The sequence below is a fragment of the Burkholderia sp. Ac-20349 genome (assembly GCF_017104865.1).
Taxonomy (GTDB): Bacteria; Pseudomonadota; Gammaproteobacteria; order Burkholderiales; family Burkholderiaceae; genus Burkholderia; species Burkholderia aenigmatica.
The window spans coordinates 104642-124131 of sequence record NZ_JAAGPM010000001.1; the positions used below are offsets into that span (position 1 = coordinate 104642).

The 19490-nt window shown below is 67.5% G+C and carries 19 protein-coding genes and 2 tRNA genes; 13 read left to right on the plus strand and 8 right to left on the minus strand.

The window, feature by feature from the left end:
* Nucleotides 1-37: 37 nt before the first annotated feature.
* The 3 genes from G3N61_RS00495 to pncB all read right to left on the minus strand — a co-directional run bounded on the left by G3N61_RS00495 (nt 38) and on the right by pncB (nt 3462).
* Nucleotides 38-1468 carry a sodium:proton antiporter gene (locus G3N61_RS00495; protein ID WP_205821096.1) on the minus strand — a complete coding sequence of 477 codons (1431 nt, stop codon included), beginning with the start codon at nt 1466-1468 and terminating at the stop codon, nt 38-40.
* 43 nt (nt 1469-1511) lie between these two features.
* Nucleotides 1512-2174 (minus strand): lactate utilization protein C, encoded by a 663-nt coding sequence (locus tag G3N61_RS00500; protein ID WP_043181939.1) that lies wholly within the window; start codon nt 2172-2174, stop codon nt 1512-1514.
* Nucleotides 2175-2262: 88 nt separating this feature from the next.
* Nucleotides 2263-3462, minus strand: coding sequence for a nicotinate phosphoribosyltransferase (pncB, locus tag G3N61_RS00505; protein WP_043181937.1), 1200 nt, complete (start codon nt 3460-3462; stop codon nt 2263-2265).
* A 314-nt stretch (nt 3463-3776) separates the two neighbouring features.
* On the opposite strand from pncB, the gene fdxA reads away from it, so the two are divergent.
* The 8 genes from fdxA (at nt 3777) to G3N61_RS00545 (ending at nt 8158) form a co-directional block, all read left to right on the plus strand.
* The gene (fdxA, locus tag G3N61_RS00510) at nt 3777-4100 is read left to right on the plus strand and encodes a ferredoxin FdxA (protein WP_011351384.1); all 324 of its coding nucleotides are present in this window, start codon (nt 3777-3779) and stop codon (nt 4098-4100) included.
* A gap of 103 nt (nt 4101-4203) precedes the next feature.
* Nucleotides 4204-4279 (plus strand) — tRNA-Asn (locus G3N61_RS00515).
* A gap of 75 nt (nt 4280-4354) precedes the next feature.
* Nucleotides 4355-4430, plus strand: a tRNA-Asn gene (locus G3N61_RS00520).
* Nucleotides 4431-4542: 112 nt separating this feature from the next.
* A complete protein-coding gene (locus G3N61_RS00525; RefSeq protein ID WP_011351383.1) occupies nt 4543-5028 on the plus strand; it encodes a CreA family protein in 486 nt (161 codons plus the stop codon).
* Nucleotides 5029-5090: 62 nt separating this feature from the next.
* Nucleotides 5091-5990, plus strand: a complete 900-nt coding sequence (locus G3N61_RS00530; RefSeq protein ID WP_043181929.1) for an AraC family transcriptional regulator — start codon at nt 5091-5093, stop codon at nt 5988-5990.
* A gap of 127 nt (nt 5991-6117) precedes the next feature.
* Nucleotides 6118-6885 (plus strand): AzlC family ABC transporter permease, encoded by a 768-nt coding sequence (locus tag G3N61_RS00535; protein ID WP_089450146.1) that lies wholly within the window; start codon nt 6118-6120, stop codon nt 6883-6885.
* A complete protein-coding gene (locus G3N61_RS00540) occupies nt 6882-7220 on the plus strand; it encodes an AzlD domain-containing protein (protein ID WP_043181927.1) in 339 nt (112 codons plus the stop codon). Before G3N61_RS00535 ends, G3N61_RS00540 begins: the two co-directional genes overlap by 4 nt.
* A gap of 161 nt (nt 7221-7381) precedes the next feature.
* Nucleotides 7382-8158, plus strand: coding sequence for a DUF4088 family protein (locus G3N61_RS00545; protein ID WP_043181926.1), 777 nt, complete (start codon nt 7382-7384; stop codon nt 8156-8158).
* A gap of 123 nt (nt 8159-8281) precedes the next feature.
* Here G3N61_RS00545 and G3N61_RS00550 read toward each other — a convergent pair whose 3' ends face one another.
* Nucleotides 8282-8683 carry a hypothetical protein gene (locus tag G3N61_RS00550; protein WP_205821097.1) on the minus strand — a complete coding sequence of 134 codons (402 nt, stop codon included), beginning with the start codon at nt 8681-8683 and terminating at the stop codon, nt 8282-8284.
* A 270-nt stretch (nt 8684-8953) separates the two neighbouring features.
* On the opposite strand from G3N61_RS00550, the gene G3N61_RS00555 reads away from it, so the two are divergent.
* The 3 genes from G3N61_RS00555 (at nt 8954) to fumC (ending at nt 12238) form a co-directional block, all read left to right on the plus strand.
* On the plus strand, nt 8954-9172 hold the full coding sequence (locus tag G3N61_RS00555) for an RNA-binding S4 domain-containing protein (RefSeq protein WP_006486208.1): 219 nt from the start codon (nt 8954-8956) through the stop codon (nt 9170-9172).
* A 127-nt stretch (nt 9173-9299) separates the two neighbouring features.
* Nucleotides 9300-10688, plus strand: coding sequence for a multidrug efflux MATE transporter NorM (gene norM / locus G3N61_RS00560; RefSeq protein WP_205821098.1), 1389 nt, complete (start codon nt 9300-9302; stop codon nt 10686-10688).
* A 155-nt stretch (nt 10689-10843) separates the two neighbouring features.
* Nucleotides 10844-12238 (plus strand): class II fumarate hydratase, encoded by a 1395-nt coding sequence (gene fumC / locus G3N61_RS00565; protein ID WP_043181919.1) that lies wholly within the window; start codon nt 10844-10846, stop codon nt 12236-12238.
* Nucleotides 12239-12292: 54 nt separating this feature from the next.
* Here the strand turns inward: fumC and G3N61_RS00570 are convergent, their stop codons facing one another.
* A complete protein-coding gene (locus G3N61_RS00570; RefSeq protein ID WP_039370920.1) occupies nt 12293-12805 on the minus strand; it encodes an acyl-CoA thioesterase in 513 nt (170 codons plus the stop codon).
* A gap of 130 nt (nt 12806-12935) precedes the next feature.
* Nucleotides 12936-13073: a hypothetical protein gene (locus G3N61_RS00575; RefSeq protein WP_175023156.1), complete on the minus strand. Its 138-nt coding sequence runs from the start codon at nt 13071-13073 to the stop codon at nt 12936-12938.
* A 195-nt stretch (nt 13074-13268) separates the two neighbouring features.
* On the opposite strand from G3N61_RS00575, the gene G3N61_RS00580 reads away from it, so the two are divergent.
* Together G3N61_RS00580 and G3N61_RS00585 are read left to right on the plus strand one after the other, a co-directional pair.
* The gene (locus G3N61_RS00580; protein WP_043181916.1) at nt 13269-13976 is read left to right on the plus strand and encodes a helix-turn-helix transcriptional regulator; all 708 of its coding nucleotides are present in this window, start codon (nt 13269-13271) and stop codon (nt 13974-13976) included.
* A gap of 162 nt (nt 13977-14138) precedes the next feature.
* A complete protein-coding gene (locus G3N61_RS00585; protein WP_205821116.1) occupies nt 14139-16733 on the plus strand; it encodes a DUF6600 domain-containing protein in 2595 nt (864 codons plus the stop codon).
* 102 nt (nt 16734-16835) lie between these two features.
* Here G3N61_RS00585 and G3N61_RS00590 read toward each other — a convergent pair whose 3' ends face one another.
* Both G3N61_RS00590 and G3N61_RS00595 read right to left on the minus strand, forming a co-directional pair.
* A complete protein-coding gene (locus G3N61_RS00590) occupies nt 16836-17807 on the minus strand; it encodes a thymidylate synthase (RefSeq protein ID WP_043181915.1) in 972 nt (323 codons plus the stop codon).
* A 41-nt stretch (nt 17808-17848) separates the two neighbouring features.
* The gene (locus G3N61_RS00595) at nt 17849-19246 is read right to left on the minus strand and encodes a sigma-54 dependent transcriptional regulator (protein WP_043181914.1); all 1398 of its coding nucleotides are present in this window, start codon (nt 19244-19246) and stop codon (nt 17849-17851) included.
* Nucleotides 19247-19490 lie beyond the last annotated feature (244 nt).

Sequence of the window (19490 nt, forward strand, 5' to 3'; positions counted from 1 at the left end):
CGCCGGGACCGCCCGCTCTAGGTTGAAAATCGTCAGCTTACGCCGTGAAGAAGAGCCACGACGTCAGCAGGAATACCGGTATCAGCACGACCAGCGCCCAGCCGAGATACGCGAAGAAGCTCGGCATCTTCACGCCGCGCGATTCGGCGATCGCCTTCACCATGAAGTTGGGTGCGTTGCCGATATAGCTGTTCGCGCCCATGAACACCGCGCCCGCGGAAATCGCGGCGAGCGTCGACGCGCCGGTCGTCATCAGCGACTGGGCATCGCCGCCCGCGAGGTTGAAGAACACGAGATAGGTCGGCGCGTTGTCGAGGAACGACGACAGGATGCCCGTCGCCCAGAAGTACATCGCGTCGATCGGCTTGCCGTCCGGCCCCGTGACGAGATGGACGATCTGCGCGAACGCACCGTCGGCACCGGCGCGCAGGATCACGATCACCGGTGCGATCGTCACGAAGATCCCCGCGAACAGCTTCGCGACTTCCTCGATCGGTGCCCAGTTGAACGCATTGCCCTCGCGCGCCGAGCGCGGCGTCAGTGCGAGCGACGCGAGCGTCACGCCTACGAGCGCGACGTCGCGCACGAGGTTCTGCAGCGCGACGTGCGTGCCCCACACGTCGAACGTGATGCCCGGCTTCCACACGCCGCTCATCAGCACCAGGCCGATCACGGCCGCAAGCAGCACGAAATTGATCTTGCCGTCGATCGACAGCCTGTCGTTGTCGGGCGTCGGGTCGAGCACGGCCGGCCGCTCCTCGCCGCCCTTCCGGTAGAAGTACGTATCGAGCACGAAGAACAGCGTCAGCAGCACCGCGCAGATGAACAGCATCGGCAGCGCGAGGTGCGTGGTCGTCCAGAAGAAGCTCACGCCATTCAGGAAACCGAGGAACAGCGGTGGATCGCCGAGCGGCGACAGCGAGCCGCCCGCGTTCGCGACGAGGAAGATGAAGAAGATCACGACATGCACGACATGCTTGCGGTTGTCGTTTGCGCGCAGCAGCGGCCGGATCAGCAGCATCGCGGCACCGGTCGTGCCCATCACGCTCGCGAGCAGCGTGCCGAGCGCGAGGATCGCGGTGTTCAGTTTCGGCGTGCCGTGCAGGTTGCCGTTCACGCAGATGCCGCCCGCGACCGTATAGAGCGCGGTGAGCAACACGATGAACGGTATGTATTCCTCGAGCAGCGCGTGCACGAGCGTGCCGAACGCGGTGCCCGCGCCGAACGCGAACGCGAACGGGATCAGGAACACGATCGCCCACCCGGCCGCAATCTTGCCGAAGTGGTGATGCCAGAACACCGGGGCGACGAGCGGGAACAGTGCGATGGAGAGCAGGATCCCGGCGAACGGGATGCCCCAGAGAGCAGACAGCGTGGCACCGTCGAGCGTTGCGGCCGATGCAAGCGCGGGAACGGCGCCAAGCGCAATTCCCGACGCCATGCCCGCCCAGGCGGCATGTCGTTTCATGCAGAACTTCCTTGTTCGAGTGGTAGTGGATGCGGCGGGCGCGTCATGCGCCCCGTACGACGATCACGTGAACGCGGTACGGGCCGTGCGCGCCCAGTACGATGGTCTGCTCGATATCGCCCGTGCGCGACGGGCCCGACACGAAATTGACCGCGCGCGGCAATTCGCCGCGCTCCGAGCGGATCAGCGCAAACGCGTCTTCGTGACCGGCGACGATCCGCGACGCGGGAACGATCGCGATGTGAGTTTCCGGCAGCAGGCCGGCCGACGCATAAGTGTCGGGGCCGGACAACAGCACCAGCGAGCCGGTTTCGGCGGTCGCGCAAAAGCAGCCGGTGAGGCCGACCAGATCGCCGTCGCGCGGCTTGCGGCATTCGACCGACAGGCCTGCGCCCGCCCAGTCGAAATCGGCCAGCGTGCGCCACGCGACGGCCTGCGTCGGCAGGCCGTGAGCGGAAAGGTAACGTGCCGCGGCGGCAGGGACGTCGGCAAGCGTCGCGACTTCGTCGACCGTCGTCGACAGACGGGCCGCTTCGTCGACGAATGCGGCGACGAGATCGGCCGGCGCCGGCGGACGCGGGCCCTCCGGATGACGGGCGAGATAGTCGGCAACGCCGTCGCGCTCGGCCGCATCGGGTTCGGCCGCACGCCCCTGCGCCGCGCGAATGCGCGCGAGGATCTGGCGACGGGCAGCGGAAGTGTCCATGAACGGTCCTCGTGACGTTGGCGGGCGATACCGTCGGATTATACCGGCCGACCTCGCCCCAACGCAGTTTTGGCCGTTCGGCCGACGCTTACTTCGACGCGTCTTCCTCGACCGGCTGCGCGATGCCGAACACCTGGCGCAGGTACGCGAGATACGCCTTGTCGTCGCACATGCTCTTGCCCGGCGAATCCGACAGCTTCGCGACCGGCTGGCCGTTGCAACGGACCATCTTGATCACGATCTGCAGCGGCACGTAGCCGAGATCGTTGGTGAGGTTCGTGCCGACGCCGAACGCGAGCTTGCAGCGGCCGCGGAACCGTTCGTACAACTGCATGACCTTCGGGATGTCGAGCGCGTCAGAGAACACGAGCACCTTGGTACGCGGGTCGCAACGGTTCGACTCGTAATGGCGCAGCATCCGCTCGCCCCATTCGAACGGATCGCCCGAATCGTGGCGCGCGCCGTCGAACAGCTTGCAGAAGTACATGTCGAAATCGTTCAGGAACGCATCCATCCCGTAAACGTCCGACAGCGCGATCCCGAGGTCGCCGCGGTATTCCTTCGCCCACATCTCGAAGCCGTAGATCTGCGAATCGCGCAGCCGCGGGCCGAGCGCCTGGCATGCCTGCAGGTACTCGTGCGCCATCGTGCCGAGCGGCGTGATGCCGTGCTTCATCGCGTAAAGCACGTTGCTCGTGCCCGCGAACTGTGGGCCCAGGCCGTCGCGCAGCGTGAGCGCGACTTCCTCATGCCAGACCTTCGAGAAGCGCCGGCGCGTACCGTAGTCGGCGATCTTGCAGTCGGCGAATTCCGGCTTCGCACCGAGCAGCTTGATTTTCTCGCACAGCCGCTCGCGGCCTTCGCGATAGTCGGGCTCGCGCTGCGTGTTGCGGAAATACACTTCGTTGACGATCGCGAGCACCGGGATCTCGAACAGGATCGTGTGCAGCCACGGCCCCGTAATCGCGATGTCGATCTCGCCGTTGCCCTTCGGCGACGGCGTGATCGAGATGTACTTCTCGTTCAGGTGGAACAGCGCGAGGAAATCGACGAAATCGCTCTTGATGAAGCGCATCCGCCGCAGGTAGTCGAGTTCGACGTCGGAAAAACGCAGCGCGCACAGGCCGCGCACCTCGTCGCGAATCTCGTCGATGTACGGCACGAGATCGACGCCGGGCGTGCGGCACCGGAAACGGTATTCGACGCTTGCAGCGGGGAAGTGATGCAGGACGACCTGCATCATCGTGAACTTGTAGAGATCCGTGTCGAGCAGCGAAGTGATGATCATGATTACGGCACCGCCAATATCGAGACAGGGCCCCGGCGCACCGCGCGCCGCCCGGTCTGTCGGCCATGTTACCCGAATGCGGGCCCGACCATCGTGAAACCGCCTGCCGCCCTGCTCCGGCCGCACCGGCGTACGGTACATGCGGCCCGCTGGGCGTGCCCCTTCGGCGAGCCTCTGGGCGGGCCCCCATAAACTAATCACGAAACGATATAAGCCGGATAGCCGACCACGCCATGCGGGTTTTGCGCTTCAGTTACAATGCCGGTTTTGGCGCAAACGCCACCCCATATATACCGCCAAGCAGGAGCGTTTTAATGACTCACGTTGTGACCGAAGGCTGCATCAAGTGCAAATACACGGACTGCGTGGATGTGTGCCCGGTGGATTGCTTCCGTGAAGGTCCCAACTTTCTCGCCATCGATCCGGACGAGTGCATCGACTGCGCCGTGTGCGTCGCCGAGTGCCCGACCAATGCGATCTATGCCGAAGAAGACGTTCCGGGCGACCAGCAGCAGTTCACCGCGCTGAACGCCGAGCTGGCGAAGGACTGGCCGTCGATCACGAAGACCAAGCCGGCACCGGCCGACGCGGACGAGTGGAAGGACGTGCAGGACAAACTGCACCTGCTCGAGCGCTGATCGCACGGCAACCCTGCAAAAAATTTTGTGCCTCGTCGCTCAAAAGTATTGACAGGTTAGCGAACACTCCATACAATCTCGTTTCTCTGCTGTTGTTGTTTGTTCCCCGATAGCTCAGTCGGTAGAGCGCCGGACTGTTAATCCGTAGGTCCCTGGTTCGAGCCCAGGTCGGGGAGCCAAAAACGCAAAGGCCCGTTGAAAGTGGACGGGCTTTTTGCTGGTAGACAAACACGCATGCAGATGTACCGATTTATTCCCCGATAGCTCAGTCGGTAGAGCGCCGGACTGTTAATCCGTAGGTCCCTGGTTCGAGCCCAGGTCGGGGAGCCAAATAGCGAAAGGCCCGTCATTCGACGGGCCTTTTGTTTTTCCGGCCCGCCTTTCATCGCCCGGTCGTGCGCATGCTAGAGTCTCTGTCCCGCATTCGCATCCGGTTCCGTCGATGAAGCATCGCCTCCTCCGCTCAGCCCCCTTCGCCCTCCTGCTTTCCGCGTTCGCCGCGGCACCGCTCGCGCACGCGGAGGAAGTCGGCAGCGTCAACACCCATTTCCGCGTCACCGGCTCCGATCGCGTGGTCGTCGAGGCGTATGACGATCCGGTCGTGAACGGCGTGACCTGCTACGTGTCGCGCGCCCGCACCGGCGGGATCAAGGGCACGCTCGGCGTCGCCGAGGATCCGAGCGAAGCGTCGATCGCATGCCGGCAGGTCGGCCCGATCAGCTTCAAGGAGCCGCTCAAGCAGCAGACCGACGTGTTCAGCGAGCGCATGTCGTTCATCTTCAAGACCCTGCACGTCGTGCGCGTGGTCGATGCCAAGCGCAACACGATCGTCTACCTGACCTACAGCGACCGCATCGTCAGCGGCAGCCCGAAGAACGCCGTCACCGCGGTGCCGATGCCGGCCGGCACGACGATTCCGGTCAAGTAAAGCGCACGCCTGCCGGGCGCGCGAGCGATACACTGTCGATTCGACCGCTTCCGCGCCCGATCATGTCCGCCACCCGCCTTCCCGACTCAGCACGCTACTGGCGCACGCCGCTGCTGCCGGATGCGGATCTCGTCACGGCCACCTATCGCGACCACACGTTCGCACCGCACTGGCACGACGCGTACACGATCCCCGTGATTCTCGAAGGCGCGGAACGCTTCACCTATCGCGGCAGCGGCTATGTCGCCGAAACCGGCTCCGTGCCCGTGATCAATCCCGGCGAGGTGCATACGGGTTCGCGCGCGGCCGACGAGGGCTGGTGCTATCGCGTCAGCTACATGCCGGTCGAATTCATCCGCGAACTCACCAGTGCGATTGCCGGCCGCCCGCAGGACGCGCCGTGGTTTGCGCCGGACGTGATTCGCGACGCCGATCTTGCAGCCCGGCTCACGCTGGCGCACCGGATGATGGAGGCCGGCAGCGAGCGCGCCCTGCCCTTGCAGGCGCACGGGCAGCCGGCGCATGATCCGGCGACCGGCGCACCGCGCATCTACGATCCGCTCGCTGCCGAGACGGCGATGCTCGATGCGTTGTCGACGCTGATCGTGCGCCATGCCGATGCCCTGCCGCGACCGGCGCCGCTCGCGGCGGACGAGCCGCGCGTCGACGCGATGCGCGAGCGGCTCGCCGCCGATCTCATGTGCACGGTGACGCTCGACGAAGTCGCGCACGCGGCCGGCCTGTCGCCGTTCCACGCGGCGCGCCTGTTCACCCGCACGACCGGCATGCCGCCGCATGCCTGGCGCAACCAGTTGCGCTTGCAGCGCGCGCTGGCGCCGCTGCGCGCGGGCGTACCCGTCGCCGATGTCGCGGCAGCCAGCGGCTTCGTCGACCAAAGCCACTTCACCCGACATTTCAAACGCATGTTCGGCGTGCCGCCCGGGCGCTGGCAGGCGAGCTGACACACGGCGGCGCACGGCCCGCCACCGCGATTGCGGGCGGCGCCGGCAAGCAGGCAAGCTCCGGCCCGATCCCGCGAGCGCAAGAACATACAAGCCGGCCGGTCACCTGCCCGCTATCCTCCAGTTCATGGAGGAGCACCCTTTGAACCCGACACCCGCATCGCCTGCCCGCCGCCCGTTCAACGAATGGCTCGACGGCGCACGCGACACGATCCCGATGATGGTTGGCGCCGCGCCGTTCGGCGTGATTTTCGGCACGCTCGTTGGCGGCGGCCCGCTCGCCCCGTGGCATGGCGCGCTGATGTCGCTCGCCGTGTTCGCGGGCTCCGCGCAGTTCATCGCGCTCGGCCTGATCGCGGGCAGCGCGAGCTTTGTCGTCGTGCTCGCGACCACGCTGATCGTGAACCTGCGTCACCTGCTGTACAGCGCGACGCTCGCGCCCTATGTCGCGCACCTGCCGCTGCGCTGGCGCGCGACGCTCGGCGCACTGATGACCGACGAGGTGTTTGCGGTCGCCTATGCGCACTACCGGCACTTCCCGCCCGGTGCGATCGGCCCCCACTACTTCTTCGGCTCGGGGCTCGCGATGTACCTGAACTGGCAGGTCTGGACGCTCGCGGGCATCGGCTTCGGCGCCGCGTTCCCGGGTCTGCAGTCGCTCGGCCTCGATTTCGCGATGGCGGCGACCTTCATCGCGATCGTCGTCCCGCAGCTCGGCACGCTGCGCTATTTCGCGGCGGCCGTGACGGCCGGCACGCTGGCATACTTCTGGCAGGGCTGGCCGTACAAACTCGGGCTGCTCGGCGCGGTTGCCGCCGGCGTCGCGATCGGCGTCGCGCTCACGCTGCTGCACGAACGCACGCGCGCCGGCTCGCGCACGGAGGCCGCATCGTGAGCTACGCGCTGTTGATTCTCGGGATGGCCGTCATCACGTACGCAATCCGCTCGACGCTGTTCCTGTTCGGCGAACGGCTGACCTTCCCGCCGCTCGTGCGGACCGCGCTCGGCTTCGTGCCCGTCACCGTGCTGACCGCGATCATCGTGCCGATGACCGTCTCGCCGCACGGCGGTACGGCCGAGCTGACCTGGCGCAATCCGCAGCTCGTCGGCGCGCTGGCCGCCGTGCTCGTGTCGGCAGCCACCCGCCGCCCGCTCGTGACGATCGCGGCGGGGCTCGCGGTGTTCTTTCTCTGGCAAGGGGTCGTGCTGCCCCACTGGCTGCCCGCCTGAGTACACGCTCGGTCAAGCACGCTCAAGTTTTCGTCCGGCACGCCGATATAGGGAATGAAGACCCGCCACCGGCCTCGGCGCGCACCGGTCAGTCGACGCTGCGCCCGCTCCGGTGCGCCGTGCCGGCCGCCGGCTTGCGCGGGCCGCCATCGAGACGATTCATGGGCCAGATCACCCTTTCCCTCAAGGACGACACACTCGAGTCCCTGCGCAAGGACTACGACGCGTTCGTCCGCGTGTCGCTGAAACTCGACCCGCAGTTCGCGACGCCGTCGTTCGAGGATTTCCTGCGCGCCAAACTGCTCGACAACATGGTGCCGCTGACCGAGCACGCGGTGCAGCGGATGCTGCAGGGCGGCCAGTACGCGTGGGCAAAACGCACGCTCGACAAGGAATTTCCGGACGTCGTCGCCATCCTGATGCAGCAGGCCGGCGAATTCGGCTTCGGCTTCGCATTCCGCTCCGAATGGACCCCCGACGAACTCGCGAAGGCGTGCCGCGACTGGGCGAAAGCGATCGTCGCCGAAGCGCAGGGCGACCCGTCGCTGGTCGACCCGCTCGCCTCGCAGATCAAGGGGGCGGCGCAAGACATCCAGACGCTCGAGGAACTGATGCAGACGCCTGCATGGCGGCTCGCGGAATCGCTGCGACAACGGGTCTACGAGGCCAAGCTCGCGTGCGAGATGAGCGTCGGCAGCACCGCGCGCGACAAGCTCGGCGAACTGCGCGGGCTGCTGCGGCTCGGGCTCTCGCATGGCTCGTTCCAGAAGCAGGAAGCGCAGCAGATCATGGAATACCTGCGGCTGCTGAAGCCGGAGATCTTCATCGAGGAACCGTACGACGTGTTCGCCCGGCTCGCCGCGTGGCTGCGCAGCGTATTCACCCCGGCGGCCGTGCGGCCGGCGCAAGGACAAGGGCAAAGCCAACGCCGGCCGTAACGGCGCGCCCCATCACATCAACACATGAAAACGGCCCGGTTCGCGCAACGCGCACCGGGCCGTCGGACGGCCGCCGTCGCGACGCGCCGTCCGGGACGAGCGTCACGCGGCATCGGGCACCGCTTACTGCGTAGTGCCTTGGGCCGATGCACCACCCTCCGCACCGACCGCTGCGCCACCCTCGGCCGCTTCACCGGTCTTCGCCTTGGCCGAACCCGCATGGCCCTTGGCCGACTTCGCGGCATGCTTCGCGTGCTTCTTGGCCGAATGGACGGCCGACGACGCCGTATCCTTCGCGCCGTCGGCTGCTGCGCCGACCGCATCGGTTGCACCGCCGACCGCATTGCCCGACGCGTTCGCGCCCGCACCACCCTGCACGCCTGCACCGACACCCGCTGCCGGCGTCTGTGCCTGCATGCCGGCTCCGGCTGCGCCCTGCGCCGCCGCGCCCGTCTGGGCAAATGCGGCCGAAGTGGCGAACGCCGTCAACGCGGCACCGATCAGCATCGTACGAATCTTGGACATGGCAATTCTCCTCAGGAAGTTGTGAGCCCGAACCGCAGCGATGCGGTCCGTGGCGTCCCCCGCCGCAACACGCAGCAGGCACGACAAAAGACCCGCGGCGCGCATGGCCGGTTCTCGAATCTCTCAGACTGTTACCCACCGTTTCATTTGCTGACGAATGGCTCACATTCCCTAACAACTGCATGCGGCAGCCGACCGCGCTCGCGCACCGGCCCGCGGTGCCGTATGATGCGGGGCGATTCCTCCCGCGCATCGCGCACCTTCTTCGTCATGCCCAATCTGGATTTCACGCTGACCGGCGAATACGTCGAGCTGCACAACCTTCTCAAGATCACCGGCCTCGCAGACAGCGGCGGCACCGCGAAGCTGATCGTCGCGTCCGGCGCGGTGAAAGTCGACGGCGCGGTCGAGCTGCGCAAGACCTGCAAGATCCGCGCGGGCCAGGTCGTCCTGCTCGGCGACACGCGCATTGCCGTGCGCGAAGCCTAGCGTTCCCCTGCCTGCGACATGGCCATCGGTGCGCGCGTTCGACACAGTTCGAATTAAGCCGTAAGCTAGCTGTCTCTCAAAATAAATACATATAGCGCGGGCCCGCACCCGCGCGAGCGCCCATTCCATGTCGCATTCCGGTCTTACACGGACGGCCGCCGTGCCGCCGTCCCTGTCCAGTCATGCCGCCGATACCGCGCGCCTCGCCGCGCCGCTCGCGATCGCGCAGCTCTCGCAGATGGCGATGAGCGTCACCGACACGGTACTGCTCGGCTCGCTCGGCCCCGATTCGCTCGCAGCGGGCGGGCTCGGCGCGAACTTCTTCTTCGTCATCGTGACCGTGCTGCAAGGCGTGCTGTCGTCGGTCAGCGTCAGCGTCGCGCATGCGCGCGGCGCCAAGGCCGACGAGCGCGTCCCGCACATCTACTGGACCGGCTTCGCGCTGTCCGTGTTGCTCGCGATCCCGGCCATCATCGCGCTGTCGCTGTCCGAACCGATCCTGCTGATGTTCCACGAGCCGCCCTTGCTCGCGCATCACGTCGGCGAATACACGGGCATCCTGCGCTTCGCCGCGCTCGGCAGCCTGATCGGCGTCGGGCTGATGCGCGCCTTCCTGCCCGCGATCGGCGCCGCACGCCGGCTGCTGTGGGTGTCGATCGGCGGCGTCGGCGTCAACGGCGTACTCAACTACGGGCTGATCCACGGCGCGTTCGGGCTGCCGCGCCTCGGCTTCCTCGGCTCGGCCGTTGCGACGACCATCACGATCTGGCTCACCGCGCTCGCACTGATCTGGCTGCTGCACGGCCGGCAGCGCTTCCGTCACTTCGTGACCGCCGCGCGCCCGAAGCTGCCGATGATGGGCGAACTGATCGGCATCGGCTGGCCGGTCGCGATCACGTACGGGGTCGAATCGACACTGTTCCTCGCCACCGGCCTGACCATCGGCGTACTCGGCGCGACGGCGCTTGCCGCACACCAGATCGCGCTGAACGTCGCATCGGTGGCCTTCATGGTGCCGCTCGCGATCGGCCAGGCCGCCAACGTGCGGGTCGGCTACTGGGTCGGCGCAGGGGCGCCCGTCGCCGCGCGCCATGCGGGCTTCGTCGCACTCGGCCTCGGTGTCGCGTTCATGACGCTGTCGGGCATCGTGCTGATCGTCGCGCCGCACGCGATCGTCGGCCTGTACCTGAACCTCGGCGATCCGGCCAACGCGGCCACGGTGTCGCTCGCCGCGTCGCTGCTCGGCATCGCAGCGGTGTTCCAGATCGTCGACGGCGCGCAGACCGTCGCATCGGGTGCGCTGCGCGGCCTGAAGGACACGCGCATCCCGATGCTCGCGGCGACCCTCGGCTACTGGGGCATCGGTTTTCCGACCGGCTACTGGTTCGCGTTCCACGTGGGCCTCGGTGCCCGTGGCCTCTGGTGGGGCCTCGCGGCCGGGCTCGCCAGCGTGGCCGTGCTGATGGCGTGGCGCTTTCATCTGAAGAGCGCGTCGCTCGTTACGTCGCCGCACTGAGCGCGACACGACGCGAAATCCGGGCCGGCGCTATGCTTGTCGGTTGAAGATCTCAAGACGCCGCGCGAGCGGCGCGACTGCCTCACGATACGTCTGATTACGTCTGATGCCGCGCAACGATGCGCGGCCTTTCCCCTTTCCTGGAGGAGTGGATCATGAACGAAGCAGTTCGGATGGAACGCGATACGTTCGGCGAGATCGCCGTGCCGGCCGACCGGCTCTGGGGTGCACAGACCGAGCGCTCGCTGCAGAATTTCCGGATCTCGACCGAGAAGCAGTCGCCCGAGCTGATCCACGCGCTCGCGATCGTCAAGCGCGCCGCGGCGGCCGTGAACCAGTCGCTCGGCGTGCTGGCCGACGACAAGGCGCGCGCGATCATCGACGCGGCCGACGAGATCATCGCCGGCAAGCATCCGCGCGAATTCCCGCTCGCCGTGTGGCAGACGGGCTCCGGCACGCAGACCAACATGAACCTCAACGAGGTGATCGCGAATCGCGCGAGCGAACTGCTGGGCGGCGAGCGCGGCGAAGCGCGCAAGGTTCATCCGAACGACGACGTGAACCGCGGCCAGTCGTCGAACGACGTGTTCCCGACCGCGATGCATGTCGCGGCCGCGTACGCGATCGTCAACCACCTGCTGCCGGCGCTGCGCACGCTGCGCACGACGCTCGACGCGAAGTCGAAGGCGTTTGCAGACATCGTGAAGATCGGCCGCACGCACCTTCAGGACGCAACGCCGCTCACGCTCGGCCAGGAGTTTTCCGGCTACGTCGCGCAGCTCGACCAGGGCATCCGTCACGTCGAATCGGCGTTGCCGCACCTGTACGAACTCGCGCTCGGCGGCACCGCGGTCGGCACGGGGCTGAACGCGCATCCGGAGTTCGCGGTGCGCGTCGCCGATGAAATCGGCCGGCTCGCGAAACTGCCGTTCGTGACGGCACCGAGCAAATTCGAGGTGATGGCGGCCGCCGACGCGCTGGTGTTCGCGCACGGCGCGCTGAAGACGGTGGCAGCCGGCCTGATGAAGATCGCGAACGACGTCCGCTGGCTCGCGAGCGGGCCGCGCTGCGGGCTCGGCGAGCTGTCGATTCCGGAGAACGAGCCGGGCAGCTCGATCATGCCGGGCAAGGTGAACCCGACGCAGTCGGAAGCCGTGACGATGCTGTGCTGCCAGGTGTTCGGCAACGACGTCGCGGTGAACGTCGGCGGCGCGAGCGGCAACTTCGAGCTGAACGTATTCCGGCCGATGATCGCGCACAACGTGCTGCAGTCGGTGCGGCTGCTCGCCGACGGCGCGCAGAGCTTCAACGACCACTGCGCGGTGGGCATCGAACCGAACCGCTCGCGGATCGACCTGCTGCTGAACGAATCGCTGATGCTCGTGACGGCGCTCAATCCGCACATCGGCTACGACAAGTCCGCGCAGATCGCCAAGAAGGCGCACAAGGAAGGCACGACGCTGAAGGCGGCCGCGCTCGCGCTCGGCTACCTGACCGAGGCGGAATTCGATGCGTGGGTACGTCCCGAGCAGATGATCGGGTCGCAGTAACGGCAGGAAGAGGCAGAACGACGGGCGCGGCGCGATGCGCGGCGCCCGCAGCGGTCAGACCGCGCCCTTCGCGACTTCCTCCGGCTTCATCTCGACGATCTTGTCGAGCGCGGCCCGCACGTCGGCCGCATATTTCGCGAGCACCTTCTGCTCGTCGGTCTCGGGCACGAACGGCGGCACCGGCACCGGGTTGCCGTTCTCGTCGACCGCGACGAACACGACCAGGCAATCGGTCGTCTGGCGCAGCATGCCGCCCTTCGGATCGCCGGCATGCACGGACACATGGATATGCATGCTGGTACGGCCCGTCGCAACGACGCGCGCCTTCAGCTCGACCAGATTGCCGACCATGATCGGACGCTGGAAACGGATGTTGCCGACGCTGACCGTCACGCAATAGCGGCTCGACCAGACGGCCGCGCACGCATACGCGACCTCGTCGATCCACTTCATCAGCGCGCCGCCATGCACCTTGCCGCCGAAGTTCACGGACGACGGCTCGGCGAGGAAGCGGAAGACGGTTTCGGTGCGGTCGAGGGCGGCCGGTACGGGGGACGGTTGGGACATCTTGTTGGCTCCAGGCGGCAGGGGCGCTGTAATCGGGCCATTATACGTTGCGCTGCGGCAACGCGTCGCGGAGCGCCCCGCGTGGCGTGGCTGCCGGGGCTGTGCCCGGCGCATACGCCACCGGCACCGGTCAGCGGCGCACCGTGATGCCCTGATCGATCGTGCCGTACATCTCGATGCTGCCGCCGCGCTCGCCGGTCGCGCCACCGCCCTGCGCACAGGCCGCACAGACGAGCGCGGCCGCCAGCAAACAGAAAATCGTCTTCATCGTTGCGTCGTGTCACATGCGGCAGCCCGCTGCCGCCGCTTTCGGCCATTCTACGCGCGCGCCGCAAGCGGCCGCAGCCCGGCTCGCCGCCTCGACGACGCCAGCGCCGCCGCATCCGACATTTCAGCCAACAGCGAAACATCGAATGCGCGCGCCCACTACACTGAAGATCATCCCGCCTGACGAGACACGACGATGACCGACCAAGACGACCACCACTTTCCGGGCCTGAGCCGCATCGGCTCGCTGATCGCCGACCCCGGGCGCGCCGCGATGTTGTGGGTGCTGATGGACGGCAGCGCACGACCGGCGGGCGAACTGACGATGATCGCGGGACTGTCGCCGTCCGCCGCAAGCGCCCACCTCGCGCGCTTGACCGAAGGCGGCCTGCTCGCGCTCGACGTCCGCGGCCGGCACCGCTACTACCGGATCGCATCGGCCGATATCGCGGCCTCGCTCGAGGCGCTCGCGAACGTCGCCCGTGCGGCCGCGCCGCATCGCCCGGTTCCGTCGCCGTCCCGCACGGTCCCGGCCGAACTGCGCTATGCGCGCACCTGCTACGACCACATGGCCGGTGAACTCGCGGTGCGCATCTTCGACGGGCTCACCGCGCGCGGCTGGCTGCTTGCCGACGGCGATGCGATCGAGGCCACCGAACTCGGCACCCAGGCGCTTGCACAATGGGGCATCGACGTCGCGCAGCAGCGCACGCGCCGGCGCCGCTTCGCGTGCGGCTGCCTCGACTGGAGCGAGCGTCGCTCGCATCTCGGCGGCGCACTCGGTGCGGCGCTGCTCGAGAGCTTCTGCGCGCACGGCTGGATCGAGCGCGCCGCACGACCGCGCGTGCTGCGCGTCACCGTGCCCGGACAGCAGCTTTTCGACGGCTGGCTTACGTCCGCTTGACGCCTGCATTGCGTCTGCACGACAACGACGCGCGGTCGTCAGGTTTTGTTACATCGCGTGCCATTCAACTTACAAAACACCGAGCATTGAAACAGGCCGAGCGGATATTGTGAACTCAACGGCACGAATCGACGCGCCGCGATAATGACGAAGACGCTCACCATGGCCACCCTGTTCACGCTCAAGCGAACCGCCCGCTGCACGCTGCTCGCGTTCGTTGCGCTTGCGGCACTGCCCCCCGCATTCGCGCAATCGGCCGACGCCCCGCCCTATTCGGCTGCGGCACGGCAACCGGGCGGCGATCCGCCCAGCCGTGTCGCGCGGCTCAATTACCTGTCGGGCGCCGTGACGACCGAACCGGCCGGCACCGATACATGGTCGTATGCCGCCGTGAACCGGCCGCTGACGACCGGCGACCAGCTCTGGAACGATGCCGGTGCGCGCTCGGAACTGCACATCGGCTCGACCGCGGTGCGGCTCGGCGAGTCGACGAGCCTGTCGGTGCTGAACCTCGACGACTCGACGACCCAGCTGAAAGTGGGGCTCGGCACCGTATCGACGCACGTGCGCGATCTGCCGGCCGGTGGAACGTACGAAATCGACACGCCGAACCTCGCGCTCGGCATCACGGGCCCCGGCGACTATCGCGTCGACGTCGCACCGAACGGCACGAGCACGACGGTCACGTTGCGCAGCGGCAGTGCGACCGCCTACGGCAGCAACGGCCAGTACCCGCTGTCACCGGGGCAGCAGGTCGTGTTCACGGGCACCGACCTGCAGGTCGCGCAGCAATCCGCCGCCCCGGGCCCCGATCCGCTCGACCAGTGGGCCGCCAGCCGCGATGCGGCCGAGGAGCGCTCGGTGTCGGCCCGCTATGTGTCCCGCGACATTCCCGGCTACCAGGATCTCGACGCGAACGGCACGTGGCGCGAAACCCCGAACTACGGCCAGGTATGGGTGCCGAACGACACGCCGGCCGACTGGGCGCCGTATCACGACGGCCACTGGATCTGGCAGGCGCCGTGGGGCTGGACCTGGGTCGACGACGCGCCGTGGGGCTTCGCGCCGTATCACTACGGCCGCTGGGCATACGTGGACGATAGCTGGGCCTGGGTACCGGGCCCGCTGGTCGTCAGCCAGCCGCCGGTCTATGCGCCGGCACTCGTCGCGTTCGTGGGCGGCGGCGGCGGCCCCGACTGGAGCGTCGCGCTCACGGTGGGCGGCGTCGCCGCAGCCGGCTGCGCGTGGTTCGCGCTCGGCCCGGGCGAACCGTGGCACCCGGGCTGGGGCGGCTGGAGCCCGCACTACTACGACCGCGTGAACCGCAACATCGTGGTGAACAACGTCAACGTCAACGTGAACAAGACCGTGAACGTGACGAACATCACCAATATCACCAACATCAACAAGACGTACGTGAACTTCCGCGCGCCGCACGCGATCACGGCCGTACCGGCGTCTGCGTTCGTGCACGGCCAGCCGGTCGCGCACTTCTCGCAGCACGTCGATCCGCAGCAATGGCGCAATGCGCACGTTACGCCAGGTACGCCCGGCATTGCGCCGGTGCGCCAGAGCTTCACCGGCGGGCTGCGCAATGCGAGCTACCGTCCGCCGGCGGCGATCGCGCAGCACCCGTACGTCGCGACGCGCAATCCTGCCGTGCCAGCCGCGTATCGCGACCAGGCCGCGGCCCACCTCGCGCAGCAAGGCGGGCGCGTGCCAGGCGCCGGTGCGCCTGTCGTGAAGACGAACGTGCCGGCCGACTATACGGCGCGTCCGGTCCGCGTACCGGGCAAGCCGGGCGACGGCGCATGGGCGATGCACAACGTGCAGCTCGTGAATCCGCACGGACCGGTCGTGCAGCCGGCTCGCGCGTCTCGCGAAAGCCAGCCGGCCGCCGCGCAGGCCGGGCGGACGGGGGCTCCGATGCAGGGAGCACCGGTGCCGGGCATACCGAATGCCGCGCGGCCGGCGAACGGCGAAACCCCCAACGCACCGCGTTTCGCCAACGGCGGCATGCCGCAGGCACCCGGCAACCCGATGCCGCATCAGGCCTTCGAGCCGGGCAACGGCGTCCCGCATCCACCGGTGGCGAACAACGGTCCGTCGGGCATCGGCAATGCGCACGCAGCCGAGGCGCCGTCGCCCGCCTGGATGCAGCCGCACACGCCGATGGAGCGTCAGCGCCCCGCTCCGCCCACCGCGCTGCATGCGGCGGGACAGAATGCGCTGCCGCCCGTGCGCAGCGCTGCGGTCCCGCATCCGGAGGGCGTGCCGACGCCGCAGGGCGCGCAGCCCGGCGGCCGAAACGAAGCGCCGCGCGCACTGCCGCAACCGCGGCTCGACAATACGGCGCAGATTCCGCAGCCGCGTCCGCGCCCTGATTTCCAGACGCCGGCCCAGCATGGGCAACCGCAACCGGAACGCGCGGCGCCCGCGCCGCAACCGCGCCCCGAATTCGCGCAACCGGCGCCGCACCGCGAAATCGCCCCGCCACGCGTGAACGAGTACCGTCCGCCAGCCCCCGCCGTGCATGACATGCCGCGCCCGCAACCGCAGGCGCCACGCATGGATCCACGGCCGCAACCCGCGCCGCGTATGGAGCCGCGGCCGCAACCGGCACCACGCATGGAACCGCGCCCGTCGATGCCCGCACCGCGCATGGAACCGCGGCCGCAACCGGCCCCGCACGTCGAGGCGCCGCGCCCGAGCAACCCGCCGCCGCAAGGCGGTCACGAAGAGCGGCATCGCCAGTAAGTGCCGCAAACGTGAAACAAAAAGGCCCGACCGGCATCAGCCGGTCGGGCCTTGTTTCTGTCGGGCGCGGATCGATGCATCCGCACGGTCCGGGGCGCGCGATCAGACCGCCATCGGCGCGGTCAGCGGCTCATGGTGTCGATAGCCGACGAGCGAGAAATCGGACGGCTCGATCTGCTCCAGCCACTCGGGCGCGTAGACGCCCGTCTTCGCGTATTCCGGCACACGCTCAGCGATCTCGAGCCGCGGGCTGTCGTAAGGCTCGCGGGTGAGCTGGCGCTGCAGCATGTCGAGCTGGTTCTCGTAGATGTGCGCGTCGCCGATGAAGTACGTGAACCAGCGCGGCGTGTAGCCCGTCAGCCGGCCGACGAGCGACAGCAGCGCGGCCCCTTCCGTCAGGTTGAACGGCGTACCGAGGCCGACGTCGTTGCTGCGGATGTACAGGCACAGCGAGATCTCGCGCGTCGTCGCATTCGGCAGGAACTGGTACAGCAGATGGCACGCGGGCAGCGCGATCTCGTCGAGCACGGCCGGATTCCACGCGTGAAACAGGATGCGCCGGTCGGACGGGTTCTCCATGATCGTGTCCAGGCACTGGCGCAGCTGGTCGATCGCCTTGTACAGCAGCACCTTCGGCGCGCCGTCTTCGTCGAAACGCGTGACGATCCGGAAGCCGCGGCGCGTCGCATCGGCGATCTGCGCGTCGGCGCCCGCGTCGAGCACCTTGTAGCCCGGCCACTGGCGCCATTGCACGCCGTACACGTCGCCAAGATCGTCGACGCCCTGGCGATACGGGTTCGCGAGCCACTGCGCGTTCTCGTTCGCGTTCGCGTCCCACACCTTGCAGCCAAGCGCGCGGAAATCGGCCGCGCTGCGCGACGCGCGCAGGAAGCCGACCAGTTCGCCGATCGCGGACTTGAACGCCAGCTTCTTGGTCGTCACGGCCGGGAAGCCTTGCTGCAGGTCGAAACGCAGCATCGCGCCCGGCATGCTGATGGTGCGGATCCCCGTGCGGTTCTCCTGCCAGGTGCCGGTATCGAGAATAGTACGAACGAGATCGAGATACTGTTTCATGCGGGTTCCTTCGGCCGCGAGGGCGGCCGTACCCGCCAATTTTAGCAAGCGTGGTGAGGAAGCTCCGGCAACGGCGCCGAAAACCCTGCCAGCGTGTCGCCGCGATCGCGCATGCCGTGCGCGCACATCAGCCGGTAGAGCGTGACGCGCGACACACCGAGTTCGCGCGCCGCATCCGCGAAACGGCCCCGATGACGCAACAGCGCCTGCTCGATCGCCTGCCGCTCGGCCGCCTCACGCGCCTCCAGCAGCGACACGGGCGCGAGCGTCGCGAAGTCGTTCAGCTCGAGATCGGCCGCGGTGATCATCCGGCCCTCCGACATGACGATCGCGCGGCGCACGCGATTGATCAGCTCGCGCACGTTGCCCGGCCATGAATAGCCGTACAGCGACGCGACCGCGTCAGGGGAAAAGCCGCGCAGGCGACGATGCGCGTCGCCCTTGAAACGCTCGAGCATGTGCCGCGCGAGCACCTCGATGTCCTTGCCGCGCGCACGCAATGGCGGCTCTTCGATCTTCAGCACGCACAGGCGATGGTACAGATCCTCGCGGAACCGCCCTTCGCGCAGCGCCGCTTCCATGTCCACGTGCGTCGCGCAGATCACGCGCACATCGACAGGCACCGACACGTGGGCCCCCAACCGCTCGATCTTGCCTTCCTGCAGGAAGCGCAGCAGGCTGGCCTGGCTTTCGAGCGGCAGGTCGCCGATCTCGTCGAGAAACAGCGTGCCGCCGTTGGCGGCCTCGACCCGGCCGATCTTGCGCTGGTTCGCGCCGGTGAACGCGCCGCGCTCATAGCCGAACAACTCGGCCTGCAGCAGCGTCGACGGAATCGCACCGCAATTGATCGCGATGAACGACGCCTGCGCGCGCGACGACCGCTCGTGAATCGCGACCGCCGTCAGCTCCTTGCCCGTACCCGATTCGCCCGAGATGAACACCGGCGCGTCGGTGGCCGCGACGCGGCGAATCGTCCTGAAGAGCCCGAGCATCGCATCGCAGGTCCCCACCATTTCGCCTTCGCTGCGTCCCGTGCCGACGGGCGGCGCAACGGGTTCGGTCAGCGCGACCATGCCGTGCGCATGACCGACGGTCTCGACGATCCGCGACGTCTCGTACGGCATCGTCACGTAGTCGAAACAGTAGTCGCGAATGAGATGACGCAGCGTGGCGTCCTGCAACTGGCCGCGGCGCGTCGCCGCGATCCAGCCGATGTGCTGAATGCTCAGACAGGATTCGAGTTCGCGCAGGTCCGAGGGTTTGAAGCCCGGCGAAAAATCGAGCAGCCCGGCCGTTGCGACACCATGCTGCACGACGCGCCGTACGTCTCGCACGGTCTCCGCGAGATCGACACGCCAACCGCATTCGTCGAAATAGCCGCGCAACGCGTCGTTCGGTTCGCGCGAATAGTAGATCACGTGCCGCTGATCGGCTCCCATATGCTCACCCCGTTCATCAACCGTCTAACGATTGCCGTGCACGCCACGTCACGTGCGAAAAGGATCGAATCGGGTCAGCCAAAGGTGGCTCGATTCGCCATGCCGATGCGCGGCGACGACAAAGCCTCGCATGATGGCGCTTATCTCGCGTCCAGTTATTTTGTGATCCAGACAGCTTGGTTATAGGCACTGAATACGACAATCCGATTTCAGCGCGGTGGGCGATGCGGCCGAATCGCTCAGG

Excerpts from the sequence above, each read along its gene's own strand:
- G3N61_RS00500 (WP_043181939.1), bottom strand. The coding sequence starts at position 2,174 with ATGGACACTTCCGCTGCCCGTCGCCAGATCCTCGCGCGCATTCGCGCG.
- G3N61_RS00525 (WP_011351383.1), top strand. The coding sequence starts at position 4,543 with ATGAAGCATCGCCTCCTCCGCTCAGCCCCCTTCGCCCTCCTGCTTTCC.
- G3N61_RS00595 (WP_043181914.1), bottom strand. The coding sequence starts at position 19,246 with ATGGGAGCCGATCAGCGGCACGTGATCTACTATTCGCGCGAACCGAAC.
- G3N61_RS00495 (WP_205821096.1), bottom strand. The coding sequence starts at position 1,468 with ATGAAACGACATGCCGCCTGGGCGGGCATGGCGTCGGGAATTGCGCTT.
- norM (WP_205821098.1), top strand. The coding sequence starts at position 9,300 with ATGTCGCATTCCGGTCTTACACGGACGGCCGCCGTGCCGCCGTCCCTG.
- G3N61_RS00585 (WP_205821116.1), top strand. The coding sequence starts at position 14,139 with ATGGCCACCCTGTTCACGCTCAAGCGAACCGCCCGCTGCACGCTGCTC.
- G3N61_RS00580 (WP_043181916.1), top strand. The coding sequence starts at position 13,269 with ATGACCGACCAAGACGACCACCACTTTCCGGGCCTGAGCCGCATCGGC.
- G3N61_RS00590 (WP_043181915.1), bottom strand. The coding sequence starts at position 17,807 with ATGAAACAGTATCTCGATCTCGTTCGTACTATTCTCGATACCGGCACC.
- pncB (WP_043181937.1), bottom strand. The coding sequence starts at position 3,462 with ATGATCATCACTTCGCTGCTCGACACGGATCTCTACAAGTTCACGATG.
- G3N61_RS00545 (WP_043181926.1), top strand. The coding sequence starts at position 7,382 with ATGGGCCAGATCACCCTTTCCCTCAAGGACGACACACTCGAGTCCCTG.
- G3N61_RS00530 (WP_043181929.1), top strand. The coding sequence starts at position 5,091 with ATGTCCGCCACCCGCCTTCCCGACTCAGCACGCTACTGGCGCACGCCG.
- fumC (WP_043181919.1), top strand. The coding sequence starts at position 10,844 with ATGAACGAAGCAGTTCGGATGGAACGCGATACGTTCGGCGAGATCGCC.
- G3N61_RS00555 (WP_006486208.1), top strand. The coding sequence starts at position 8,954 with ATGCCCAATCTGGATTTCACGCTGACCGGCGAATACGTCGAGCTGCAC.
- G3N61_RS00575 (WP_175023156.1), bottom strand. The coding sequence starts at position 13,073 with ATGAAGACGATTTTCTGTTTGCTGGCGGCCGCGCTCGTCTGTGCGGCC.
- G3N61_RS00570 (WP_039370920.1), bottom strand. The coding sequence starts at position 12,805 with ATGTCCCAACCGTCCCCCGTACCGGCCGCCCTCGACCGCACCGAAACC.
- fdxA (WP_011351384.1), top strand. The coding sequence starts at position 3,777 with ATGACTCACGTTGTGACCGAAGGCTGCATCAAGTGCAAATACACGGAC.
- G3N61_RS00535 (WP_089450146.1), top strand. The coding sequence starts at position 6,118 with ATGGAGGAGCACCCTTTGAACCCGACACCCGCATCGCCTGCCCGCCGC.
- G3N61_RS00550 (WP_205821097.1), bottom strand. The coding sequence starts at position 8,683 with ATGTCCAAGATTCGTACGATGCTGATCGGTGCCGCGTTGACGGCGTTC.